At 46.1% G+C, this 24,120-nt stretch carries 21 protein-coding genes; 9 read left to right on the top strand and 12 right to left on the bottom strand.

Features of this window, described 5'->3' with window-relative positions:
* The first annotated feature begins 5 nt into the window (after nucleotides 1-5).
* The 7 genes from V7723_RS14455 to V7723_RS14425 all read left to right on the top strand — a co-directional run bounded on the left by V7723_RS14455 (nucleotide 6) and on the right by V7723_RS14425 (nucleotide 9,348).
* The gene (locus V7723_RS14455; protein WP_335685197.1) at nucleotides 6-779 is read left to right on the top strand and encodes an inositol monophosphatase family protein; all 774 of its coding nucleotides are present in this window, start codon (nucleotides 6-8) and stop codon (nucleotides 777-779) included.
* 100 nt (nucleotides 780-879) lie between these two features.
* Nucleotides 880-2,730: an extracellular solute-binding protein gene (locus V7723_RS14450; RefSeq protein WP_335685196.1), complete on the top strand. Its 1,851-nt coding sequence runs from the start codon at nucleotides 880-882 to the stop codon at nucleotides 2,728-2,730.
* Nucleotides 2,731-2,741: 11 nt separating this feature from the next.
* Nucleotides 2,742-4,607 (top strand): extracellular solute-binding protein, encoded by a 1,866-nt coding sequence (locus V7723_RS14445; RefSeq protein ID WP_335685195.1) that lies wholly within the window; start codon nucleotides 2,742-2,744, stop codon nucleotides 4,605-4,607.
* Nucleotides 4,608-4,636: 29 nt separating this feature from the next.
* On the top strand, nucleotides 4,637-5,740 hold the full coding sequence (locus tag V7723_RS14440; RefSeq protein ID WP_335685194.1) for a microcin C ABC transporter permease YejB: 1,104 nt from the start codon (nucleotides 4,637-4,639) through the stop codon (nucleotides 5,738-5,740).
* Between the two features lie 3 nt (nucleotides 5,741-5,743).
* On the top strand, nucleotides 5,744-6,769 hold the full coding sequence (locus V7723_RS14435) for an ABC transporter permease (RefSeq protein ID WP_335685193.1): 1,026 nt from the start codon (nucleotides 5,744-5,746) through the stop codon (nucleotides 6,767-6,769).
* On the top strand, nucleotides 6,769-8,391 hold the full coding sequence (locus tag V7723_RS14430; RefSeq protein ID WP_335685192.1) for an ABC transporter ATP-binding protein: 1,623 nt from the start codon (nucleotides 6,769-6,771) through the stop codon (nucleotides 8,389-8,391). Before V7723_RS14435 ends, V7723_RS14430 begins: the two co-directional genes overlap by 1 nt.
* 27 nt (nucleotides 8,392-8,418) lie before the next feature.
* On the top strand, nucleotides 8,419-9,348 hold the full coding sequence (locus V7723_RS14425) for a 2-hydroxyacid dehydrogenase (RefSeq protein ID WP_335685191.1): 930 nt from the start codon (nucleotides 8,419-8,421) through the stop codon (nucleotides 9,346-9,348).
* Here the strand turns inward: V7723_RS14425 and V7723_RS14420 are convergent.
* The 7 genes from V7723_RS14420 to V7723_RS14390 form a co-directional block, all read right to left on the bottom strand.
* Nucleotides 9,345-10,730, bottom strand: a complete 1,386-nt coding sequence (locus V7723_RS14420; protein ID WP_335685190.1) for a leucyl aminopeptidase family protein — start codon at nucleotides 10,728-10,730, stop codon at nucleotides 9,345-9,347. The two genes, V7723_RS14425 and V7723_RS14420, sit on opposite strands and share 4 nt — an antisense overlap.
* A gap of 73 nt (nucleotides 10,731-10,803) precedes the next feature.
* The gene (locus V7723_RS14415; RefSeq protein WP_335685189.1) at nucleotides 10,804-11,862 is read right to left on the bottom strand and encodes a TAXI family TRAP transporter solute-binding subunit; all 1,059 of its coding nucleotides are present in this window, start codon (nucleotides 11,860-11,862) and stop codon (nucleotides 10,804-10,806) included.
* A 143-nt stretch (nucleotides 11,863-12,005) separates the two neighbouring features.
* A complete protein-coding gene (locus V7723_RS14410; RefSeq protein ID WP_335685188.1) occupies nucleotides 12,006-12,962 on the bottom strand; it encodes a response regulator in 957 nt (318 codons plus the stop codon).
* The gene (locus tag V7723_RS14405) at nucleotides 12,963-13,364 is read right to left on the bottom strand and encodes a PilZ domain-containing protein (protein ID WP_335685187.1); all 402 of its coding nucleotides are present in this window, start codon (nucleotides 13,362-13,364) and stop codon (nucleotides 12,963-12,965) included.
* A 115-nt stretch (nucleotides 13,365-13,479) separates the two neighbouring features.
* The gene (locus tag V7723_RS14400) at nucleotides 13,480-14,196 is read right to left on the bottom strand and encodes a hypothetical protein (RefSeq protein ID WP_335685186.1); all 717 of its coding nucleotides are present in this window, start codon (nucleotides 14,194-14,196) and stop codon (nucleotides 13,480-13,482) included.
* Nucleotides 14,171-14,722 carry a hypothetical protein gene (locus tag V7723_RS14395; RefSeq protein WP_335685185.1) on the bottom strand — a complete coding sequence of 184 codons (552 nt, stop codon included), beginning with the start codon at nucleotides 14,720-14,722 and terminating at the stop codon, nucleotides 14,171-14,173. Before V7723_RS14395 ends, V7723_RS14400 begins: the two co-directional genes overlap by 26 nt.
* 608 nt (nucleotides 14,723-15,330) lie before the next feature.
* Nucleotides 15,331-15,930, bottom strand: a complete 600-nt coding sequence (locus tag V7723_RS14390; RefSeq protein ID WP_335685184.1) for a cysteine hydrolase family protein — start codon at nucleotides 15,928-15,930, stop codon at nucleotides 15,331-15,333.
* A gap of 99 nt (nucleotides 15,931-16,029) precedes the next feature.
* Here V7723_RS14390 and V7723_RS14385 point away from each other — a divergent pair, with 99 nt between their 5' ends.
* Nucleotides 16,030-16,926 (top strand): LysR family transcriptional regulator, encoded by an 897-nt coding sequence (locus V7723_RS14385; RefSeq protein ID WP_335685183.1) that lies wholly within the window; start codon nucleotides 16,030-16,032, stop codon nucleotides 16,924-16,926.
* Here V7723_RS14385 and V7723_RS14380 read toward each other — a convergent pair.
* The 5 genes from V7723_RS14380 to V7723_RS14360 all read right to left on the bottom strand — a co-directional run bounded on the left by V7723_RS14380 (nucleotide 16,919) and on the right by V7723_RS14360 (nucleotide 22,137).
* Nucleotides 16,919-17,386, bottom strand: coding sequence for a MarR family winged helix-turn-helix transcriptional regulator (locus V7723_RS14380; protein ID WP_335685182.1), 468 nt, complete (start codon nucleotides 17,384-17,386; stop codon nucleotides 16,919-16,921). The genes V7723_RS14385 and V7723_RS14380 overlap by 8 nt on opposite strands.
* Nucleotides 17,387-17,487: 101 nt before the next feature.
* Nucleotides 17,488-17,913: a GlcG/HbpS family heme-binding protein gene (locus tag V7723_RS14375; protein ID WP_335685181.1), complete on the bottom strand. Its 426-nt coding sequence runs from the start codon at nucleotides 17,911-17,913 to the stop codon at nucleotides 17,488-17,490.
* A 39-nt stretch (nucleotides 17,914-17,952) separates the two neighbouring features.
* Nucleotides 17,953-20,130 carry a malate synthase G gene (locus V7723_RS14370; RefSeq protein ID WP_335685180.1) on the bottom strand — a complete coding sequence of 726 codons (2,178 nt, stop codon included), beginning with the start codon at nucleotides 20,128-20,130 and terminating at the stop codon, nucleotides 17,953-17,955.
* A 189-nt stretch (nucleotides 20,131-20,319) separates the two neighbouring features.
* Nucleotides 20,320-21,657 carry a guanine deaminase gene (gene guaD / locus V7723_RS14365; protein ID WP_335685179.1) on the bottom strand — a complete coding sequence of 446 codons (1,338 nt, stop codon included), beginning with the start codon at nucleotides 21,655-21,657 and terminating at the stop codon, nucleotides 20,320-20,322.
* Between the two features lie 12 nt (nucleotides 21,658-21,669).
* A complete protein-coding gene (locus V7723_RS14360) occupies nucleotides 21,670-22,137 on the bottom strand; it encodes an Lrp/AsnC ligand binding domain-containing protein (RefSeq protein ID WP_443024232.1) in 468 nt (155 codons plus the stop codon).
* A gap of 234 nt (nucleotides 22,138-22,371) precedes the next feature.
* On the opposite strand from V7723_RS14360, the gene V7723_RS14355 reads away from it, so the two are divergent.
* Nucleotides 22,372-23,898 carry an alanine/glycine:cation symporter family protein gene (locus tag V7723_RS14355; protein WP_335685177.1) on the top strand — a complete coding sequence of 509 codons (1,527 nt, stop codon included), beginning with the start codon at nucleotides 22,372-22,374 and terminating at the stop codon, nucleotides 23,896-23,898.
* The last annotated feature ends 222 nt before the right edge of the window (nucleotides 23,899-24,120 follow it).

Below are 24,120 nucleotides of genomic sequence, written 5' to 3'. Positions count from 1 at the left end.
AACTCATGACCAAAGAGTGCCCTCAAGAATTTATTGACCTTGCGCACCGGTTGGCAGATGCGGCCGGCGCCGTAATACGTCCGCTATTTCGCCAAAAAATCGAAATCATTGGCAAAGAAGACGCCAGCCCGGTAACGATCGCCGATCGAAATGCTGAAGCGGCGATGCGCGCGATTATCGAAGCAGAATATCCTGATCATGGCATATTTGGGGAAGAACATGGCGAGGTCCGAACTGATGCCGAATATGTCTGGGTACTCGATCCTATTGATGGCACTCTCTCATTTATTTCCGGCAGTCCAACTTTTGGCTGCTTAATCGGACTGACCCGAAACGGCGTACCGATTATGGGCATCCTCGATCAGGTTATTTCTGGCGAAAGATGGATTGGGGCAAATGGCGAGACCAGATTAAATGGTGAGATCGTCAAGGCGAGACACTGTGAAAAAGTATCTGAGGCAACATTATTCGCCTGGGGAGCAGAGCTCTTTGAAGGCGATAAAGCTAAAAACTTCAGAGCGCTTTATGATCAAGTACTCCGCAAACGCTTTGGTTATGATTGCTATGCTTACGCGCTTCTCTCTACCGGGTTTGTTGATATTGTCGCTGATTGTGACATGAAACCCTATGACTATTGTGGTTTGGTTCCGATTGTCGAGAACGCCGGTGGTAAAATCACTGATTGGGACGGAAATCCCCTTACTCTTTCAAATCCGGGCTATGTTTTGGCGGCGGCAACAGCACAACTTCACGATCAGGCTATAAAAATACTGGCTTGAATTTGACATCGCGATAAACAAAAATTGATCTTGATGTCACAGGGTTAACCTACCATGTTGTTGTTTAGACAAATATAAATTTAGTACAGTGAGGTCGTAAATGGGAATCTTGAAGTCTGCTGCCGTCTTTGCATTTCTGATGACGGTTGCCACTCCTGGCCTCGCAACCGATATCAAAACAACGAAGAGCCATGGGTTGTCCCTAGCGGGGCCCCTTAAATACGGCTCGGACTTTAAACATCTTGACTATGCCAATCCAGATGCCCCGAAAGGCGGAAATATCAAACTTTCAGCTATGGGAGGCTTTGATAATCTTAATCCATATATCTCCAAAGGGCAGTCCGCTAACGGATTAGGCCTGACATTCGAAACATTGCTCACTCAATCAATGGACGATCCCAGTGCAGAATATGGCCTGGTCGCTGAAAGCGTTGAAGTCGCCGAAGATTTGAGCTTTGCGATTTTCAATATGCGGCCCGAAGCTCGTTTTCATGACGGTTCGCCTATTACCGCAGATGATGTAATTTTCAGCCTTACGGCTGTCAAAGAACAAGGCACGCCCCTATTTCGGTACTATTATGCTGATGTTGAAAAAGCGGAAAAATTGACAGATCATCGCGTAAAGTTTCATTTCTCCGGACCCCCTAACCGTGAGTTACCGCAGATTGTTGGTCAGCTTTTACCCCTGCTTTCAAAAAAATATTTCGAAACCCATACATTCGAAAGCACAACGCTGACGCCTATCTTAGGTTCGGGGCCCTATAAGGTGAAAGAATTCGAAGCCAATAGATATATCACCTATGAGCGGGTGTCGGACTATTGGGGCGCCAATATTCCCATTAATAAGGGACGCAATAATTTCGATACCATTCGCTACGACTTTTATCGGGATACTGCGGTATTGCTGGAAGCGTTCAAAGCTGGCGAGTATGACTACCGATCTGAGAACAGCGCAAAAAACTGGGCAACTGGCTATGACTTTCCGGCCGTAAAAGCCGGATTAGTTACGAAGGAAGCAATTGAAAATGATCGTTCCGCGGGCCTTCAGGGTTATGTCTACAATCTCCGACGCGAAAAATTTCAAGATCCGGCGCTGCGCGAAGCACTGGGATATGTTTTCGATTTTGAATGGCTGAATAAAAATATTTTCTACGACCAGTATTCTCGAACCAGCAGCTATTTCCAAAATTCCATTATGGCTGCTACAGGCTTGCCCAGCGAAAAGGAATTGGCAATTCTTGAGCCCTTTAGAGACCAGCTTCCAGCGCGCGTCTTCGGTGAAGCGTATAAGGCGCCAGTTAGCGACGGTACCGGCCGGGATAGAGGCCCGCTTCGCACAGCCAAGAAAATTCTCGCTGATGCAGGCTGGGAAATCAGAGATGGAAAACTTATCGACCCGAAAACAAGCAAACCGCTGACGATCGAGTTCTTAATGTACGATGCAAATAGCCTGAGAATTACGGGACCGTTTATTAAAAACCTGAAACGGCTAGGCGTAGATGCTTCTTCCAGAGTCGTCGACACCGCACAATACACCGAGCGTCTCCGGAATTATGATTTTGACATGGCCACTGGCGGTTTCGGACAAACCATCAGCCCGGGGAACGAGCAACGCGAATTTTGGAGTTCCGCGGCCGGCAAGCGGCCCGGCAGCAGAAACCTGATGGGAATTGATGATCCGGTTATCGATGCATTGATTGAAAATCTTATTGCGGCCCCAACCTATGAAGACTTGGTACCCGCCGTCCATGCCCTTGACCGGGTTCTCACTTGGAATTTCTTTGTAATTCCGCAATTCCATGCGGCCTACGACCGTATTGCCTATTGGAATAAATTTGGCCATTCCGATATCAATCCGTCGCAGGGAACGGATATTCTTAGTTGGTGGGTAGATCCTGAAAAAGAAGAAAAATTAGAAGATGGTTTACGCAAACTGAGACAGGGAAAATAGAGGAAGTAGGATTGGGGGGTAATTTGTTGAAAGCGCCATATTTCTACGCCTTGTTTTTCGGGATTTTATTCGCCAATTTCAGCCAAGCCGAACCTGCTTCGAAATACGGTTTGTCGACTTTTGGCGATTTGAAATACAAAGACGGTTTTACTCATTTTGATTATGTAAATCCTTCCGCACCAAAAGGCGGCGCCATAAGACTGCGGGACATTGATAGCTTCGATAGCCTCAACCCCTTTTTACTTAAAGGCAAAGTTGGTATCGTCAACGGAGATATTGGCGGGAAAACGGATTATACATTCACGCAATTAATGACCCGATCCCTTGACGAGCCAGATGCTGTGTACGGTCTTCTGGCGGAAACGGCGACAGTAGATGAAAAAGGCCAATGGGTAGAATTCAACTTAAGACCAACCGCTCGTTTTCACGATAATAGCCCGATTACAGCAGAAGATGTGGCATTTACCTTCGAGGCTTTGAAAACCGAAGGCCACCCCCGTTACCGCTTCCAATATCGTGATATCATTGAGGCTAAAGTTCTATCTCCTCTTAAAATCCGGTTCAATTTTCGGATCGATGCACTGACAAGGGACTTACCGCGGCAAATCGCTGTGATGCCTATCCTTTCCAAAAGGTCCTTCAAAGATCGTAAATTCGGAGTGACAAGTATGGATCCGCTTATGGGGTCCGGACCTTACAAGGTCGCAAAAGTCAGCCCCGGTCGGTCTATCACCTATGAACGGATAGAAAACCACTGGGCAGAAAATCTGCCCGTTCATAAGGGGCGCTATAATTTCGGTAGCATTCAAGTAGATTACTACCGAGACAGGACAATCGCTTTGGAAGCCTTTTTTGCAGGTGAATATGATTTTAGAGAAGAATTTACCTCGCGAAGCTGGGCGACCGAATACGAAAACAAGCCTGCTGTCCGCAATGGATATATTATACGAGATACTCTGGAAAACTCTTCTTTGACAGGATTACAAGCGTTTTTCATGAATACACGACGTGCACCCTTCGAGGATATTCACGTCCGTAAAGCCTTTAGTCTTCTGTTTGATTTCGAATGGACAAACACAAATCTATTCTATGGATTATATGACAGATTAGGCTCCGTCTTCGAAAATTCGGATATGAAAGCGACCGGCCTGCCCTCAAAAGCAGAACTAGAACTTCTCGACCCATGGCGTGAAATATTGCCACCCGATGTTTTTCTTGCCGAATTTATGCCCGCGAAGACGAACGGATCTGGGATTATTCGTCCGCAAATTCGCGAAGCTTTGAATCTTTTTCAGTTAGCGGGCTGGACCCTTGAAAATAAAATACTGGTGGATCAAGCTGGAAACCAGATGACAGCTGAATTTTTGTTGTTCGAGCAATCATTCACCCGGATTATTAATCCTTATGTAAAAAATCTACAGCGTTTAGGCATAGACGCAACAGTTCGCGTTATCGATTCCGCCAGTTGGCAAAACCGCATGCGGGAGTTTGATTTTGATATAATCGTCCGGCGGTTTCCGCAACCTCAGATTCCGGGTGTTGAACAACGGGACTGGTGGAGTTCAACATCGGCCGACGTTGATGGCGGCCTCAATATCGCCGGAGCCAAGAACCCTGCAATCGACGACCTAGTTGAGAAAATTATTCAAGCAAAAACACGTGAAGATCTGACGACAGCAGCGCGCGCGTTAGATCGCGTATTAATGTGGAATTACTATTTCGTTCCACAATGGTACAAAAATACAAATTTTATTGCTTATTGGGATAAATTCAGTCAACCGGAGGCCAAAAAACCCGGTTTTGATCGTGCGGTTCTGCACAGCTGGTGGTATGATCCGGTGAAAGCCAAAGATTTGGAAGAACGCCGGGGAAAATAAGCCTTGTTATGGGCAAGAGGGGGTAGTTTTTGTTTGCCTATATACTGAGACGCTTATTACTTATGATCCCGACCCTTTTCGGTATTATGGTCCTCAATTTTGTTGTTATACAATTTGCCCCTGGCGGCCCCATAGAGCAAATTATTGCGGAGATTCAAGGCACAGCTGTTGGCGCCACATCACGAATTGGTGGTAGTGCAAGCGGTGATGCTGCTGGCGGCACGGCAACCACAAGTTTAGGTGGTGAAAGCTCTTATCGAGGGGCCCAAGGCCTGGATCCCGAATTTATCAAGGAATTGGAAGTTCAGTTCGGTTTCGATAAACCCGCTTATGAGCGCTTTTTCCTGATGATGAAAAATTATCTGGTGTTTGATTTTGGGACGAGCTATTTCCGAGATGAATCCGTCGTAAATCTTGTTATAGAAAAACTTCCAGTGTCCATTTCGTTAGGTCTCTGGACGACGCTCCTGGTCTATTTAATTTCAATACCACTGGGCGTTGCCAAGGCCGTCCGCGATGGTTCTCGCTTTGACGTCTGGACGAGCTCATTAGTCATAATTGGAAATGCTATTCCTAGTTTTCTCTTTGCTGTTGCCTTGATTGTTTTATTCGCAGGCGGCTCTTATTGGGATTGGTTCCCCTTGCGAGGATTAACCTCGGAGAATTGGGACCAAATGAGTATATTTGGCAAGGTGACGGACTATCTGTGGCATATAACACTCCCCGTCGCTGCAATGGTTATTGGTGGTTTTGCCGCCCTAACCCAACTCACCAAAAACTCATTTCTCGATCAAATCAGTCAGCAGTATGTTCTAACGGCGCGCGCAAAAGGATTGAGCGAAAGCAGAGTCCTCTATGGCCATGTGTTTCGCAATGCCATGCTCATCGTCATCGCTGGCTTCCCCAGCGCCTTCATCGGCATCTTGTTTACAGGCTCATTGCTGATCGAGGTTATTTTCAGCCTTGATGGTCTTGGCCTGCTCGGCTTTGAAGCGGCAATTAATCGAGACTATCCTGTGATATTTGCAACCGTTTACGTCTTTGCGCTGCTCGGTCTCATCATGAACCTTATTGGCGATTTGACATATACCTTGATCGACCCCCGTATCGATTTTGAAGCAAGGGAGGCTTAGGGTATGAGTCTTTCCGCTATTAATCGCCGCCGCTATCAGAATTTTAAAGCCAATAAGCGGGGCTACTGGTCGATGGTTTTATTCGTTAGCCTTTTTATCCTTTCGCTTTTTGCAGAGTTCATTGCCAACGACAAACCGTTGCTGGTTTCCTACAAAGATCAGTTTTACTTTCCGACTTTCGTTACGTATCCCGAAACGGATTTCGGTGGTGATTTTGAAACGGCAACAGATTACCGAGATCCCTTCGTCGCAGACCTCATCGAAGAAGATGGGTGGCAAATTTGGCCGCCGATCCGTTATAGCTACACGACCATCAATTACGATCTGAAATCACCCGCCCCTTCATCACCTGATTTTGAGAACTGGCTCGGAACCGACGATCAGGGTCGGGACGTTCTTGCGCGCGTGATCTATGGCTATCGCATTTCCGTTTCATTCGGTTTGATCCTGACCATTTTCAGCTCCTTAATCGGGGTCAGTGCGGGTGCTGTACAAGGGTATTTTGGCGGCTGGACCGACTTAATATTTCAAAGGGTTTTGGAGGTTTGGGGGGGGATGCCCAGCCTGTATATTCTTATTATTCTCGCCTCGCTCATTGAGCCAACTTTTACCATTCTTTTGGTCCTGCTTCTACTTTTCAGCTGGCCAAGTTTAGTTGGTGTCGTCCGTGCGGAATTTTTACGATCTCGGAATTTTGACTATGTTCGGGCGGCACGCGCACTGGGCGTTCGCGATAGTGTCATAATGTTTAAGCATCTGCTTCCCAATTCCATGGTTTCAGCTTTGACCTTTTTGCCCTTTATTCTGACAGGCTCCATTGTCAGTCTGACGTCTCTTGATTTCCTTGGGCTCGGCCTTCCCCCCGGCTCCGCATCCCTTGGAGAGTTACTCGCGCAAGGTAAGGCTAATCTTCAAGCTCCGTGGTTGGGAGTCACTGCGTTTCTCACCCTCTCTATCATGTTGACGCTGGCTTTCTTTATGCAAGAAGGCATCCGCGACGCCTTTGATCCCAGAAAGACCTTCCAATAATGGCACTCGTAGACGTACAGGATCTTTGGGTCACATTTAAATCAGACGGCGTGGAGGTGCCTGCGGTTAAAGGTGTGTCTTTCTCGATCGAAAAAGGGGAGACGTTGGCGCTCGTCGGCGAAAGCGGTTCCGGAAAATCGGTTACCGCCCTAAGCCTTTTGCAATTACTTCCATACCCTCTTGCGAAGCATCCAAAAGGATCAATTATCGTTGACGGCATGGAAGTCGTCGGAAAAGCAAAGAAAGATATGCGGAAAATCAGAGGGAAAAATATTTCCATGATTTTCCAGGAACCTATGACGTCCCTCAATCCGTTGCATACGATTGAAAAACAGATAAACGAAACCTTACTTGTCCACAAAGGCATGAAACCAAAAGCCGCCGCCGCGCGCGTGCGCGAATTGCTCGAGCTAGTAGGCCTGGACGCCATTGACGAGCGATTGAATGCCTTTCCCCACGAGTTATCTGGTGGCCAGCGCCAGCGTGTCATGATTGCAATGGCATTGGCTAACGAGCCGGACCTTTTGATTGCTGATGAACCAACAACCGCTTTAGACGTAACAATTCAAGCGCAAATTCTCGAGCTGCTTATGGATTTGCAGCAGCGAATGGGAATGGCCATTTTGCTTATTACCCATGATCTAGGAATTGTCCGCAAAATGGCCAAGAATGTTTGCGTTATGACGGCGGGGGAGATTGTTGAAGCCAATAGCGCGGAACAATTATTTTCGAACCCGCAGCATGACTACACACAAATGTTGCTTGCTGCGGAACCAAAAGGATTGCCCGTAAAGAAAAATGACGCACTGCCTGAAATAATGGGCGGCAGGAATTTGAAAGTATATTTTCCAATAAAGGCCGGCTTTTTCAAACGTACCATTGATTATGTTCGGGCTGTTGATGACATGTCATTGTCCATAAAACAGGGACATACTGTCGGTGTTGTCGGAGAAAGCGGGTCAGGGAAATCTACTCTCGGCTTAGCTCTCCTCCGATTAATTTCCTCAAAAGGGGATATTTTATTTGAGGGAAATTCTATCCAGAACGCCAATTGGAAAACATTACGCCCCTTGCGGTCTGAAATACAGATTGTTTTTCAAGATCCCTATTCCAGCCTGAGCCCACGCCTGTCGGTTGCTCAGATAATCGAAGAAGGGCTAACCGTTCACGAGGGGCGCGGTGACCCAATAGAGCGACGGGAAAGGATTTCCGACATTCTAAGGGAAGTTGGCATTCCGCCAGAAGCCCAAGATAGATATCCGCATGAATTCTCGGGTGGCCAACGTCAGCGTATCGCTATCGCCCGGGCCCTGATCCTCAAACCGAAATTTATTGTCCTCGACGAACCAACCTCCGCACTCGATATGTCTGTGCAAGCTCAAATTGTTGATTTGCTGCGCGACTTACAAAACCGACATAACCTGACGTATTTGTTTATCAGCCATGACCTGAAAGTTGTTCGCGCGCTCGCAGACAGTGTCATCGTCATGCGGCATGGCAAAATCGTCGAGCAGGGCCATTCTCAACAAATCTTTGACAATCCGCAAACAGACTATACAAAAGCATTGATGAAAGCCGCGTTTGATTTGGAAACGGCGGGCGATAATATCCTTAGGACATAAACATCCCCAAAAGAGGTTGAAGACAAAATGGCATTGCTGTTCAAAAGTAATATAGATCGTCCTGATTGGTGGCGACGTGAACTCAATAAATATGTGCCTGACTTGGAAGTTCGTATTTGGCCGGACATCGGAGACCGTGACGAAATCAAATACGCCCTTTGTTGGAAGATGCCGCATGGTGAGCTGGCGACGTTCAAGAATTTACAGGCTGTGTATTCTTTAGGGGCCGGTGTCGATCATTTACTGGCCGATCCTGATTTTCCGCGCCATTTGCCGTTTTCACGTGTTGTCGATCCGAATCTAACGGGGCGGATGACAGAATATGTCGTCCAACATGTCCTCAACCATCATCGGTTTGAGATTATTTACGACAACAATCAGCGACAAAAGCTATGGAAAGAAGAATTCGCACCCTTCGCGTCAGATCGAAAAGTCGGTATTCTGGGTATGGGCGAACTTGGCGGTGGTGCTGCGCAGGCTTTGACTGCTCTCAATTTTGATGTCGCAGGCTGGAGCCGGTCCGAAAAGAAAATTGACGGTGTCGTTAGTTATTTTGGAGATGACCAACTCGATGAATTTCTAGCCCGCACCGAAATTCTCGTATGCCTCTTACCCCTTACCGCTGCGACAACGAACTTCCTCAATGCCGACCTCTTTGCCAAATTACCTAAAGGTGCCGGTATTATCAATGCAGGACGAGGTTCCCACGTAGTTGATGAAGATCTGATCGCAGGGTTGAATAGTGAACACCTTTCTGCGGCCACTTTGGATGTTTTCCGCACAGAACCCCTTCCGGAGGATCATCCATTTTGGAATCATCCGAAAGTTCGAATTACACCTCATGTGGCTAGTATTTCGGATCCTGAAAGTGTGGCAAAATTGGTCGCGCAAAACATCATTCGCACTCAGAACGGTGAAGAGCTCCTCTATGCCGTTGACGTCAATAAAGGATACTAGGGTCCAGCCGAATATCGTTCACTAATCATGGCATATAATGCTCGCATTGCGAACGCCTCACCGCCAATTGGGCGGCCCGGGCGGCTACGTGAATTATATGCCATAATATCGAAATGAACCCAGCTTCGACTCTTTTCAACGAATTCTTTCAAGAATAGTCCCGCTGTAATCGCGCCGCCAAAGGGACTCGATCCCGCGTTATTTAAATCTGCAATTTTGCTATCAATTAGATGCCGGTACCCTTCCCATAACGGAAGCCGCCAAACAGGGTCCGCTTCGATTTCCGCATGTTTCGCCAAAGCTGCATATAACTCATCGTCGTCCGTGAAAGTTGCAGAAATTTCTGTCCCGACGGCAACCCTCGCGGCACCGGTTAGTGTTGCCATATCGATAAGCAAATCAGGTTCGTCATCATCTGCAGCTGTCAAGGCATCGGCGAGTACAAGTCTCCCTTCTGCATCCGTGTTTCCAATTTCGACCGTTTTACCGTTTCGGCTCGTCAGGACATCGCCAGGTCGATAGGCGTTGCCAGAAATAGAGTTTTCAACGGCTGGAATTATAACCCGCAAACGCACGGGCAAGGCTGCATCCATGATCATATGCGCCAAGCCAAGAACAGTCGCTGCTCCGCCCATGTCCTTTTTCATCATCAACATGCCAGCCGATGCCTTAATATCCAGACCGCCTGTATCGAAACAGACACCTTTCCCGACGAGCGTTACCTTCGGTGCATCCGGATTTCCCCAGGTAATATCAATAACGCGCGGTGGATCTTCTGCCGCCCGTCCAACAGCATGCACCATTGGGTAATGATAAGTTATAAGATCATTCCCGACGATATTGCCTTGTCTTGCCTCAAATTCGCCCGCAATCTGTGAGGCGGCTGCTTCGAGTGCGGAGGGGCCCATATCCGCCGCGGGTATGTTAATCAGGTCCCGGACAAGATAGGTCGCTTTGACGGTACGTTGGACTAATGCCGCATCTGCACCGGCAGGTAAAACCAACATGGCCGGCTCAGTTTTGTTCTTTTTATAGCGATCGAAAACATATGTCCCCAGAGACCAGCCAATTGCGACATCAGTCGCCTGTTTCGGCGACAAACCAGTTTCAAGGGCGTAAGTCCCTTTTGGTAGTTTCACTGAAAGGCCTGCCAGGGACCAAATAGAAAAATCTTTGCTGCGGATGAACAAAACAGAAGCAAACTGAGAGGTTTCATTCGGCAACAAGATATGTCGCCCGCCTTCAGCCACAAAATCCTGAGAATTTATCCAGTTTCGCCAATGTTCGGATTGCCCGACCAACCATTCATCATATTGGCTTTTTTCGACGACAAGAATGGGGCGGGTTTCAGCGTTTGCAGTAGATACAATATTGGGGGTCACAGGGTTTCTCCTTGAATTAGAAGAACAGTAACAAAGCCCCTAAGACCATACAACCCGTATAAACTGTCTCTCTCTAGTTTTTGATCATTCCATTTTCGCGATAATATTTTTCAGCGCCGGCATGCAGGGGGGTCGCAATGCCGTCCAAAGCCGTTTCGAGGCGAATATGCTTTCCTTTCAAATGCCCATTATCCAGGAGCACTCGATTTTTTGGATGCCACAAAGCACGCGTGACATCATATACAACATCTTCTTCCATATTTGCGTTCACGACCCATTGGGTGCTGACTGCCAAAGATGGAGTCGCCGCAATACCGTCATAAACACCCTCTGGAATTTCACTCAGAGAATAGTAACTATGGTCGTTGACAATCTTTTCGGCAATCTTTCCATTGATAGGCAGAAGATCGATGATCCCCGTATTCGCCAATTCTGAAACGGCGGTGACGGGATACCCCGCCACAAAGAAAAAGGCATCTAGTTCTTTATTCAGCATCATCCCAACGGCCTTATCGGCATTAACAGGAATTGCTTGATATTCAAGCGGTGCTATCCCGTAAGCAGACAATATCAATTTGGCGTTTTCACGGGTGCCAGAACCAGGAAGGTCCAAGGAAATCCGCTTACCCTTGAGTTGAGAAATGTTCGTTATTCCGGCATCTCGCCGAACAACAAGATGAATGTTTTCCGGATATAAGTTAGCAATAACGCGGAGGTCTTTCGCCGGTTTCTTCAATCGATAAACACCCGTCCCCGTATAGGCGGCCTGAACCATATCTGATTGCGCAAGCCCCGTTTCCAGCGAACCACCCAAAACGCCTTCAATATTGGCTATGGATCCTCGGGTTGTCTGGCCAGTAACAATGAGCCCTGGAACACCACAAGATCCGCCATCTTCACAGGCGCGGCTCCCGGGCGGGCTGGAAATAACAGATCCGATTAGCGTTCCGATAGGATAATAGGTACCGGAGGATGAGCCGGTACCAATCCGAAAAAAAGAAATGTCCTGCGCGATACTTTGACCAATCGGCACCAACAATAAACTAGAGATAACGAGCAAAGCCGGTAAAATCTGTTTTGTAAAAACGGTACCAATTGCTCGGACATAAACAGGAGTATTCCTCTCGATCATTCTTGGTAACTCCTTCTATTGTTATCTAATTTATTGGAATGATATGTAGAAGACCTAGTAGTGTCGCGGTACATTCCATCAAAGCCTAATGTAGTGCGCATACGAACTATTGCAAAACACCGTCAACATTATGGCCTAAGATCTCAAGCCGATGATCTCGAAAATCGACGATGGTTTTGCAAATCTGCAGAAAGATCCCGAATATCAAAAGCTAGGGAAGCCGAACGTTGGACTTCTTTACATCCTTTGTGAATAGCATACGGAATCTGTTTCAATAGCTCTTTTTCCTGCTCATCCAGGATTTTGTGTGATTTTCTTATATTCTCCAAAAGATCACTTAATCCCTCGCATAAAGAAAGTACAGGTGTAAGGGCCGTTCCACTAATCCTGGAGGCCAGCCGATCATTTATTTGGCACAATGCCTGGACTACATTCTCGCGATCGCCATGACTATCATTCGTATCAGAAAGAAGCAGTATTGCAGATGACAATCTGATTAGTTGTTCCGTAAATATTGAGATCTTGCGATCATTTACTGCCTTCATTGCCGCTTCAATGGTTTCCGGTGTTGCGGCAAATTCCGGACGGTTCTCTATTTTAGCTTGGAGCGAATTCGGTACAACCATTGCAGAACCTTGCGGATATCCCCGAGGTACTTGTCGCCTGTCCGGACCCAAATAGTCAGGTGTGACAATAAATGGTTTTCGATCTCGGACAAGGCGAACCACGCGTTCCAAAATATGCGTTCTGGACATTGGACGGGAGATAATATCGTCAGCGCCGGAATTAAGCGCATTTGTCACCGTCTCGGGCGCGGTATCCCAAAGCGAGACAATTACATTTACGAATGGATTATTCCCAATTGCATGACGCCGTATTTTGCGAACGGCCTCCACTGGATCACCCCCGACCGCGCGCGAGTCGGCCAATACAAGGTCAAATTCTTTGGCAGAGGTTTTTTCAATAAATTCACTGTATTCCTGAATAGCAACAACCTCACCAAACCCGATATTCAGGAGCGCACTTCTCGTGTTGTGTCGAAGCGCGGGATCCGGATCGTACAGAAGAACTGTAGCCGGTTGATAAGAGTAGTTGACCATTCAGTTATGAATAGACTCGATTTTCGGAGATATTTTTTCGAGTTCCTTGATAACCTTCTTGGGATCTTCTGAGAATTGCAACCCGATTTTGTTGCCGCGCCGCCAAACTAAATCGCACCGGAAAATGCATTGTCCCGAAATTGTCAGCAATAGATTGTTTTTTTCAAAGAATGAACCGTCCACGTCAATACGTGCCCCATTTGCGGAAATATCTTTTATCATACCAGAGACTTCACGTTCAGCTTCGTGGAGGCTTGCATGCCCCTCTTCAGCTCTGATTGTTGCTTGCCATAATCCATCGCGGCGAGGAAAAATACGATCTTGAATAGAACCGCCGTGCTTGTGGTTGTTTTCCGCCTCCAAGGCCTGCAGCATTTTCTTGATATCTTCGGCAATGATCATGTCAGTTCTCTGTCCCTAAGCAGCTGATTTTTCAGCTAGATCTTTGTTGCGCCATAGACCTTAATGAATTAGAGCAAGAAAATGTTAATAAATTACAAACGAAATTATAATCTGCTCACCAATCACTGCATTTCGCTTGAGTTGCGGTGTAGGCTTCATTCGTGTCGATCACATCATTTGCTTTTTCGCGCTGATCCGCGAATTTTTGGAGAATCGGTTTCATACTCACAGTAAGTTTCTTAATGATTAGCTGCGCCGCCTCTTTCGGATTATCAGTGTAAAATGGCTTAATAGCTGCCGCTCTTTTTTTCAGTTCCTTGGAAATTTTTGGCGCATAGTCATTGACCGTTTTTTCATTTATTCGAACATGCTGTTTCTCATGCGCATAGATGACTTTGTAAGCACATGACGATTTACGGTATTTTCGGTCGACATAAATTTCAGACTTTCGAATGCCAAAAGTAAAATCGACTTTGCGTAATTTCAAACAATACCGGCCTTTCTCGACTTCGATATATTTTGTTGAGACCGCAAAACTGGGTCCTATAGAAGAGTGGGTCAGCCCTAACAAGCCGCCGTGGCCTTTTGGCTTGGAATAACCACTTTTTTTAGCTATTCGTTCAATCTGTTTACCGGTTTTATTTCGACTGAGTTTTGATTTGGCTTTCACATAATTCGTTTTGATCTGGGGAAATTCCCAGGTCGCCAGACATTTTCTATCCGTCGCGGCCTGCACCGGAACGACAAAATACACACATCCGCTCATCACCAGCGCTAAGCCGATGACGAACTTGCGTATGTCTTTCTTACCCGAACAAAGCATCAATATCATCTTGTTCTAAAATTCCGTCTTCTTCTTGAACAGAAGCAGATACATTTTGTGGCAATATGGATATCTGAGCACTTTTACCATCAGATTGACCATTAATAATCGACCCAGCCAGATCTATTAACCTTCTCAAGTCAATGCAACTTTGTTCAATAGTATCTGAACATCCGATTGGCCTGTTCTGCAGTACAAAATCACCCAGAACTAATTGCAATCTCTGTATCTTTGAATCCAATTTCTGGATAGTAGAATCTAACTCATTTCTAAATTTCGCAGGTGAGTACTCGTAAGCTTCAATCGCCAGGTCACGATCAGCGATACCGCTCTCTACAAAATGATTGATGTAGGATTTCGGTTTCCAGTCGGCGAAATCCGGCAACATTTCCGGCATATCCACAACTAATTCAGCAAGCATCAGAGCTTCGTTGAAGTGATTGAGGTAATCGGTTGCAAGAAGCGTTACTGCATTAACGTTGGTTCCCTGAGCACGGGCCTGATATTTTTCTAACTTACTTTGTACTTCAATCATGAACGATCATCGATTTATGCCTATGGCCGGAACGTCTGTGTGCCAATATCAGACGGATTGCAATCGTATCATTCAAATGATTAAAAAATTGTGTTGAAGTCGTTAAAAACCTCTCTTTCTAAGACATATCATTCATCGGCTACTCAATAGAAGAAAGCTGCTGCAACGGTGTAACTTGGCCGCCCAGAGACCAATTTTCATAGAAATAGAAAGCTGCAGTCATAGAAATCGTCAGTAAAATTACTGCGGACGAAGACAAAAACCGCGAATAGCAAAGTTTAACTGACAGCGCTTTATTCAAATCTCCAAATATCAGCATCATATGGCCCCTCATCTATTCCGTCCCCGGATACCCGGGTTCATTATATTATTTGTAAGGACGAAAGTATGAGGGAGAAATTTACAAAAACAAGCGCATTGGTAGATAAAAATAAATTTTATACACTTTTTGCGATACAATACTCATTATTACATTCCGTTATCAACGCGGCACACCAAATGTTGATCAATTAACAATCGGGCTCATTTTGATTGGTTAAAATCGCAGTGCATTCATCGAGCAAAGTCTCATATCAAGGCGAATCAATTTCCATATTTACAAGACCAATTTAATCTGGAACATCACTTGAGCCACCTGCAATTATAGCAAAGCGATCTGCCAATGCCGTTAAACTCGCTTGATGCAATGCTGCTGCATCTAAAACACCGCCACCAACCATTGGCAGGTCCCTTGTTGCACAAGCATCCCCAATAATGGTGTTTCTATAACCAAGATCTAACGCCGCTCGAACCGTTGAACTTATGCACATATGGGTCATAAACCCGCATACGATCAATTCCTTACGGCCTATATTTGAAAGCTCGTCTGCCAAGTTGGTGCCTGCAAAAGCGTTGGGCAAAGGTTTTTCGATCACGAGCTCTTCATTTAAGGGAGCAACTTGGGAAACAATCTGACCATTCGCAGCCGTTCGATCAAACGCGCCACCCACGGCACCTTTATGTGCGACATGAATGATTGGTGTGCCAGCGTCCCTCGCCCGAGACAAAATGTCGGATACCGCCGACAACGCTTTCTGTACCCCAGGCAGCGGTAGCATTCCGTCGACATACTCTTGCTGGCAATCGATAATTATCAATGTCGAGTCGGATAATGCGCCTGGATTAGTATTCGCTCCAGAAAGTGAGAGCAACGTTTTAGGGTCGGACATGATTTTCTCCATGGTTAAGTCGATCTACGGCAAATATTACTCCTGCATTTTTGCAAATTAAAGGATTAACTTTGCGGCAATAATCTGCAATTATGCAGAATGAATTGGAATGATCTAAAATACTATTTGGCAATAGTCAGGCATGGGACACTGTCTGCCGCCGCACGCGAACTTGGCGTGAATCAAACAACCGTTTCGCGGCGATTAAGTATTTTGGAAAAGCAAATTGAGACACCCCTTATTCACAAGGTCGAGGGCAAATACTTACCCACTGACATGGGCGAGAAAATTATCAAGCATGCGAAGTCAATTGAACTCGAAGCCGTGGCAATAACGCATATCGTCGCTGATCAAGATAATTCTCCTTCGGGGATTGTCCGCGTCACCGCAGTCGAAAGCCTGATTAATCATTTTCTCATCCCTAAAATCAATTTTTTCTATGACAAATTTCCAGATATCAAAATTGAGTTCATTGCAGACAGCGAAAATTTGCATTTAAACCGACGGCAAGCAGACATCGCTATCAGACTGGCTCGTCCGATAGACGGCGACATGGTGATTAGCAAACTTGCCCAAATTGGATTTTCAATCTACGGCGCTTCTAAAAAGCTGCCAAAGTACGCGACAGAAAATCTCGAAGATATGCCTTGGGTTGCTTATGATGAAAACTTATTTCAGCTTCCAGAAATGCGCTGGCTCGCAGCGAATGTCGAGAGTGCGAACATCCGCCTGATGAGCGGGTCGGCACTGTCTCTTGCGAACGCGATCCGGGCAGGAGTAGGAATTGGAATCTTACCGTGCCAACTAGGCGATTCCTTCCCAGACATTTGCCGGCTTTCAAAAGGCGAGCCCATCGTTTCCCGAGAAGCTTGGCTACTTTTGAATAAAGATCTTAAGAACACACCAAGAGTTCGATACTTCGTCGATTGGCTCAAAAAGACAGTATTGGAAAATACAAATCACTTGAGCGGAAATAGATTAATTCGGCCTAAATAATACTGTGATATCGCTTCAGTAGTTCGATAAGGTGTTGGTGATCCTGGTGACCGAGGCCATGAACAACTTTAGCCTCAATTTCCTGTACCATAACATCCAAATCTTTAAGTTCCCGCCGGCCTTCATCCGTCAAGCTAACTGAATAAGCGCGTTTGTCTTTGGCAGCTGGTACGCGAGTTATGAATCCATTTTTCTCAAATTGATTTAGAATTGGAACCAGAGAGGATCGATCCAGGCCTGCCGCTTCTGCTATCGCCGACTGAGTTCGACCGGGGTTTTCATGAATAATTGCCATTACAGAGTATTGCCCGGTTGCCAAATGTCTTCCGGCAACTTTGGATACCCTGCTTAGGGCTTTCAAGATTGCTTTTCGCATATGAAAACCAACAATGTTGTCTAATGACGACAAAGTAAGTCCTTCGGTTTGGCCGTTTCCGGCCATCATTCCATTTTCAGTCATTAATTGCGCACCCAGATTATCGATCCCGCCCCATAAACGTTTTGTGGGATCTGACAATTAGTTATAGCCGCATCTTCCGATCGAAAACAAGTCCAAGCGATTTATTCGATCGTTTTATAAAATTTCTGCAGGCCAGCTTCCGCACATTCCATATCTTGGGCCGGTGAACCGGAACTCAATCCAATACCGCCAACTACCTCACCTGCGACGAGAACTGGCAAACCGCCACCAACACTCGACAGTCGCCCACCTACTTCGGTATGTATACCGAACACCAAATTTCCAGGGACATTAGCGGCGTTATATTCATGGGTCGCTTTTTTGGCTGCAGCGGCTGTGAAGGCTTTATCCTGCGAGATTGTTATGCTCGTAATCTTACCTCCGTCCATACGTTCAAAGGCAACGAGATTTCCGGACTCATCAACAATTGAAATACACATTGGTATTCCAATTTCACGGGATTTTTCTCGCGCACCATCAATGAGAATGAGTGCATCACTGTGGGAGAGCCGGTTTATTGTAAGCATGTTTCTTTTCCTCACTTAATGAATTTGGAAATTAATGTCTTAACGGGCTTTCGCTTCAATCCGCCGTGCATGCAAGATAGGCTCGGTGTATCCGCTTGGCTGTTCTTTGCCTTTAAAGATTAAATCACAAGCCGCTTTGTAAGCAATCGAGGTATCAAAATTACCAGCCATCGGTTGATAAATTGGATCATCCGAATTTTGATCGTCTACAACAGCAGCCATACGTTCCATGGTTTCTGTAACTTGTTCAACCGAACACACACCATGGTGCAACCAATTGGCAATATGCTGACTTGAAATACGCAAGGTTGCGCGGTCTTCCATAAGACCAATGTTGTTGATATCAGGGACTTTTGAACAGCCAACCCCTTGGTCTATCCAGCGCACGACATAGCCAAGAATACCTTGTGCATTGTTATCAAGCTCAGCCCTGATTTCGGCTTCGGACAAATTCTGACCGGCGAGTAAAGGCGGCGTCATTATGGCGTCAAGATTCGCCCTTCCTCTCGATGCGAGTTCAACCTGTCGATCCTTAACGGACACGCGATGATAATGTGTTGCATGTAGTGTCGCCGCAGTTGGCGAAGGCACCCAGGCACAATTTGCACCGGCTTTGGGGTGGCCAATTTTTGCATCCATCATTTTTGCCATTTCGTCCGGCATTGCCCACATTCCTTTGCCAATTTGAGCATGACCGGGTAATCCAACTTCCAGTCCTATATCAACATTCCAATCTTCATATGCAGCAATCCAAGGCTCTCCTTTAGCGGCGTCTTTCCGCATAAACGGTCCGGCTTCCATACTCGTATGTATTTCATCACCGGTCCGGTCGAGGAACCCGGTGTTGATAAAAAATACCCGCTCAGACACGGCACGAATGCATTCTTTTAAATTGAGAGTTGTCCGGCGCTCTTCATCCATAACACCGACCTTAAGTGTGTTACGGGGCAATTCCAGACCATCTTCCACGGCAGCGAAGAGATCATTTGTGAAAGCAGCCTCCTCTGGACCGTGCATTTTTGGCTTAACAATATACACACTACCGGCGCGACTATTTTGCAGTTCTTTTGCATTCCCTAAATCGTGTAAGGCACAAAGAGCTGTCATCACGGTATCTAAAATGCCTTCAGGAATTTCCGTCCCATTTACCTCGAGCACAGCATTGGTTGTCATAAGATGACCAACATTTCGAACCAGCAATAAACTCCTGCCGTGTAATCTTAGCTCTCCACCCTCAACATCTTGGTACATTCGATCTGGATTAAGTGTGCGTTTTATTGTCTCACCGTTTTTCTCGAAACTATCCTCAAGGTCCCCCTTCATCAGTCCAAGCCAGTTGCGATAGACTAGCGCTTTATCCTCTGCGTCCACAGCAGCCACGGAATCTTCGGCATCTTGAATTGTAGAAACTGCCGATTCCACAATGACATCTTTTACACCAGCTGGATGATCTTTGCCGATAGGTGCATCACGGTCTATCTGAATATCCAGATGCAGACCATTTTTCACTAATAAGACAGAAGTAAGCTCAGTTTCACCGAGATAACCGACAAACTGATCCGGATCCGCCAAACTAGTACTCGTTCCATCTGTCAAGGTTACAGAGAGCCTTTGTCGACCTTCATCCCCCTGCAAACTGTATCTCTGCGCTGATCCATGGCTTCCGCTGGACAAGGGCGCCGCGTCGTCAAGAACAGATGCTGCGTAAGAGACCACGGCCGCACCGCGAACTGAATTATATCCAGTTCCCTTCTCGCATCCATTTTCTTCGGATAAAACATCCGTTCCGTAAACGGCGTCGTATAAACTGCCCCAGCGCGCATTCGCTGCATTCAGCGCGTAACGTGCATTCATCACCGGTACCACTAATTGGGGCCCGGCAACGGTAGATATTTCTGGATCTACATTGTTAGTTGTAACGTTGAAAGCAGGCCCTTCAGGTACCAAGTAACCTATTTCCAATAAAAAATTCTTATACTCATCGGCATTATGTGGCATGCCTTTTCTAGCATTGTGCCAAGTATCAATTCTAACCTGAAGGTCATCTCGTTTGGACAAGAGCTTGCGATTGCGCGGAGCAAAATTTCTAACTACGCTATCAAGCAATTCCCACACTCTATCTGCGTCAATATTTAGTCCTGGGAGTATTTCGTTTTGAACTAGATCGGCAATTTCATGTGCGACCAATAAATTTCCTGTGGTGATACGCGCGTTCATCTAACAACCTTCTTCATTTTTTTTCACAAGATGTTTGCGAGAATTTCGAGGCGCCCCCGCCCGCAAAATTTTCGGCATACTGACATAATTTCCTCAGCGGCGGAAATAATTAATCTGGCCGTATTAAAGTTATGGGATAATTATTGTTTATTTACGGTGGATCGGAGTAATCGGATCAACGTTGCTTGTTTAAAATTCAGCAAAAGACTCTTTTCCAGCTTCTCTATCATTGAAATAAACCCGCTCACCCGCGACATAAGTTGCCCGGTTGGCTCGATCGTCGCCCATCATCATCAGAACGAAAAGCGTCTCTTCCAACGATTGAGTATAATCAAGGCGGTAATCAATTATCGGCGTCGCTTTCAAATCCAAAACCGCAATATCCGCTTCATACCCTTTTGCAAGGCTTCCAATCTTATCATCAAGATACAGCGCGTTTGCCGCTCCGCGAGTGGCCAAATAAAAAGCATGATAGGCGCTCAACGCGTAGCCCGCCAACTGAGCAATTTTGTAAGCCTCGTTCATACTTACAAGCTGTGAGAAATTTGTGCCCCCACCTAAGTCCGTCGCCAAACCTGTACGCACTTTATTTGGCCCCATCATCGCAGTTTCAATACTAAACAATCCGCTACCCAAAAACAGATTGGAAGTTGGGCAATGCGCTAACGCTGTCCCGGTTTCTGAGAATAAACGAAAATCATCGTCAGAAAAATGCACGCCATGACCATATATCGCACGCGGACCAAGTTGGTTGTAATGACGATAGACATCGGCATAGCTGTTTCGATCCGGATAAAGGTCTGCAACCCAAGCTATTTCACCGAGGTTTTCGGAAATATGAGATTGCAAATATGTACCTGGATGCTCCTGCCATACGGCACCCGTCATTTCCATTTGCTCCGGGGAACTGGTTGGGGCAAACCTAGGCGTTACACTGTACAGAGATCGACCTCTGCCGTGCCATTTAGCAATGAGGTCCTTGGTTTGATCATATCCAGTTTGTGGCGAATCCAACAAACCATCGGGAGCATTTCGATCCATAAGGACTTTACCCGCAATATTCCGCATATTGAGCTTTTCAGATTTTTCAAAAAAAGCATCCACAGAGGTAGGATCAACAGTACAAAAAACGGATGCCGTCGTCGTTCCAGCGCGGAGTGTTTCTTTTAGAAAAATTTCCGCAGCCTGGGAGGCGTGAGCTTTATCAGAAAACTTCTGTTCCGCGACAAAGGTATATTTATTGAGCCAATCAATAAGTTGGGCGCCGTACGCACCGATGATTTCGGTTTGAGGATAGTGAACATGGCAATCGATAAAACCCGGGCAAATGAGAGCGTCTTGATATACTTCGATCGGAGTATCTGACGCTAGTGTCCCAAGTAAATCTACGGCAGGACCCACTTCCGAAATATAGCCATTCTCCATGACGAGAAGGCCGTCTTCTTCAACATACAAACAATCTTCCATGGGTTCTGTGAACGGATTGCCCTGGAAGGACAAAATCTGCCCTCTAATTGCTGTTTTCATCATTTTCTCATTTTAGTTTGGGTTCGGAGGTAAATGCAAAGTCACATCGTCTTTTACCACTTCCATAACGACATAGGTATGAGTTTGCAATACGCTGGGTAATTTCGATATGGCGTTGCCTAATAATTCGCGGTAAGACGCAATATCTCGGGTTCTAACTTTTAACAAATAGTCAAAACCACCGGCAACCATCAAACAAGACTGAATTTCAGGAATACAACGAACTGCGTCGTTAAAATCCTCTAGATCCTTCCCAGTGGTCCCGGAAAGCTGGACCTGAACCATAACAATATGCCCCGCATCAACTATTTCGGGATCCAGCTGCGTAAAATAGCCTGAAATTACGCCGGTTTTTTCAAGGCGCTTTATCCTTTCCGCACATGGTGTCTTGGTCAGATTCACCCGCTTAGACAATTCTACTATGGAGAGGCGTCCATTATCCTGCAATTCCTTAATAATTCTGTAGTCTGTCCTATCAATTTTATTACTTACCATGCAAATATTCCGTTTATTTAAGAAATAAAGACCTATCGTCTAAATAATGTCTCATAAAAGGTGTATATCCTAAGGCTTTCTTCCTATGTATAGAAAATCGTATATTAACCGGTTAAAATACTAAAAATGGGGATATCTGAGTAGCTTATACCGCTGCCTAGTAGCATTTTCCTGTAAGCCAATTACAATACAAAAATGTCAAAGTACGGAGATGCTAAAATGACAACTAGAATTCTAATTGCCCTGGCCGCTTTATTTGCCTCAACAAGTACGGCCCAGGCGCTGGAATTTCATCTGATCGATGACAAGATCAACGAATTCTTCATGCCGCTTTCTGCGGCGGCACTGGATATCATGTTCTATTCGATCCCAATAGCAGGCGTCAGCTTTCCCCTCATCGTTGGTTGGTTGGTGTTAGCGGCGGTGATATTCACGGTATACTTCAAATTTGTCCAATTTCGTAAAATTGGACACTCTTTTGCGATCCTTCGCGGAGACTATGACAAACCAGGTGAAACCGGAGAAATATCTCATTTCAAAGCTCTGACAACGGCACTCTCAGGCACCGTCGGCCTAGGAAATATCGCTGGTGTCGCAGTCGCCATATCCCTCGGCGGACCGGGCGCCACATTCTGGATGATTGTCGCAGGTTTACTGGGCATGTCGACGAAATTTGCTGAGGCAATTCTTGGCGTTAAATATCGCCAAATCAATCCGGACGGTACTATCTCCGGCGGACCAATGTATTACCTGAAAACGGGGTTTGCAGAACGGGGCTTCGGCGGCATTGGGAAAACCCTGGCCATCATGTTTGCCATTTGTTGTATTGGTGGTGCCATAGGCGGCGGAAATATGTTTCAGGTTAATCAGTCCTTTGATCAGTTTGTTGCTGTCACTGGCGGCGCTGAAAGCTTTTTGGCCGGTAAAGGCTGGCTTTTCGGCCTTATAGTTGCTGCTATCATCGGTTGCGTGATCATTGGCGGCATCAAATCCATTGCCAATGTAACCAGCAAGCTCGTACCGCTAATGGCAATTATCTATTTGGGTGCAGGTTTCATCATTTTAGCCGTCAATTATGATCATATTGGATGGGCTGTAAGCGAGATTTTTGCAGGCGCATTCACGGGTCAAGGTGTTATTGGCGGCGCAATAGGCGCATTGATAGTCGGATTTCAACGTGCGGCGTTTTCCAACGAAGCAGGAATAGGCTCAGCTGCAATCGCCCATGCTGCGGTGAAAACGGATGAACCTGTTACCCAAGGCTATGTAGCAATGCTCGGCCCCTTCTTCGATACCGTCGTAGTCTGTGCCATGACTGCTTTGATCATTGTTGTAAGCGAAGTTCACCTTACAGATTTAACAGGTGTCCAGCTTACGTCCGCCGCTTTCGGAACCGTTTTACCTTGGTTTCCCATTTTGCTGACGGTCGCGGTGATTTTATTCGCTCTATCGACGGCAATCGCTTGGTTCTATTTTGGCCTCAAATCCTGGACGTATTTAGTCGGCGAAGGCCGTAAAAAAGACCTTTGTTTCAAAATTATTTTTTGCGCTTTTACAGTCGTTGGTGCGAGTGCCGATTTGGCACCTGTTATCGATTTCTCAGACGTAATGATTTTCGCCATGTCGATTCCAAACGTTATTGGCCTCTATCTGTTAATGCCCGTTGTTAAAGAAGAAGTTGATAAATACTGGCAAAAAATGGCGACAGGGAAAATTACCAGCAATAGGCACGCACTCGCTACTTAATGAAGTAACCGGTTTGCGGCAGTTCTCGCAAACCGGTTATCCTTATTTCTTAAACAACTATGCTCGCAAAAAGTTGTTAAGACTTTCCCATAATTCCGAGGACGAAAGACATCTAATTGACTAGACTAAAGGAATAGAATTTGCCTTTTTTTAGGAATTAGAAGATACAATGTCCATTTTTTCAGACGCTGTGTGCAGCGTAGCCCGCATTGCAGCTTTCTC

It is taken from the genome of Sneathiella sp. (genome assembly GCF_036960985.1).
Taxonomy (GTDB): domain Bacteria; phylum Pseudomonadota; class Alphaproteobacteria; order Sneathiellales; family Sneathiellaceae; genus Sneathiella.
Note: the sequence above shows the minus strand (reverse complement) of the source record. Positions and strands in the feature narration are given on the sequence as shown.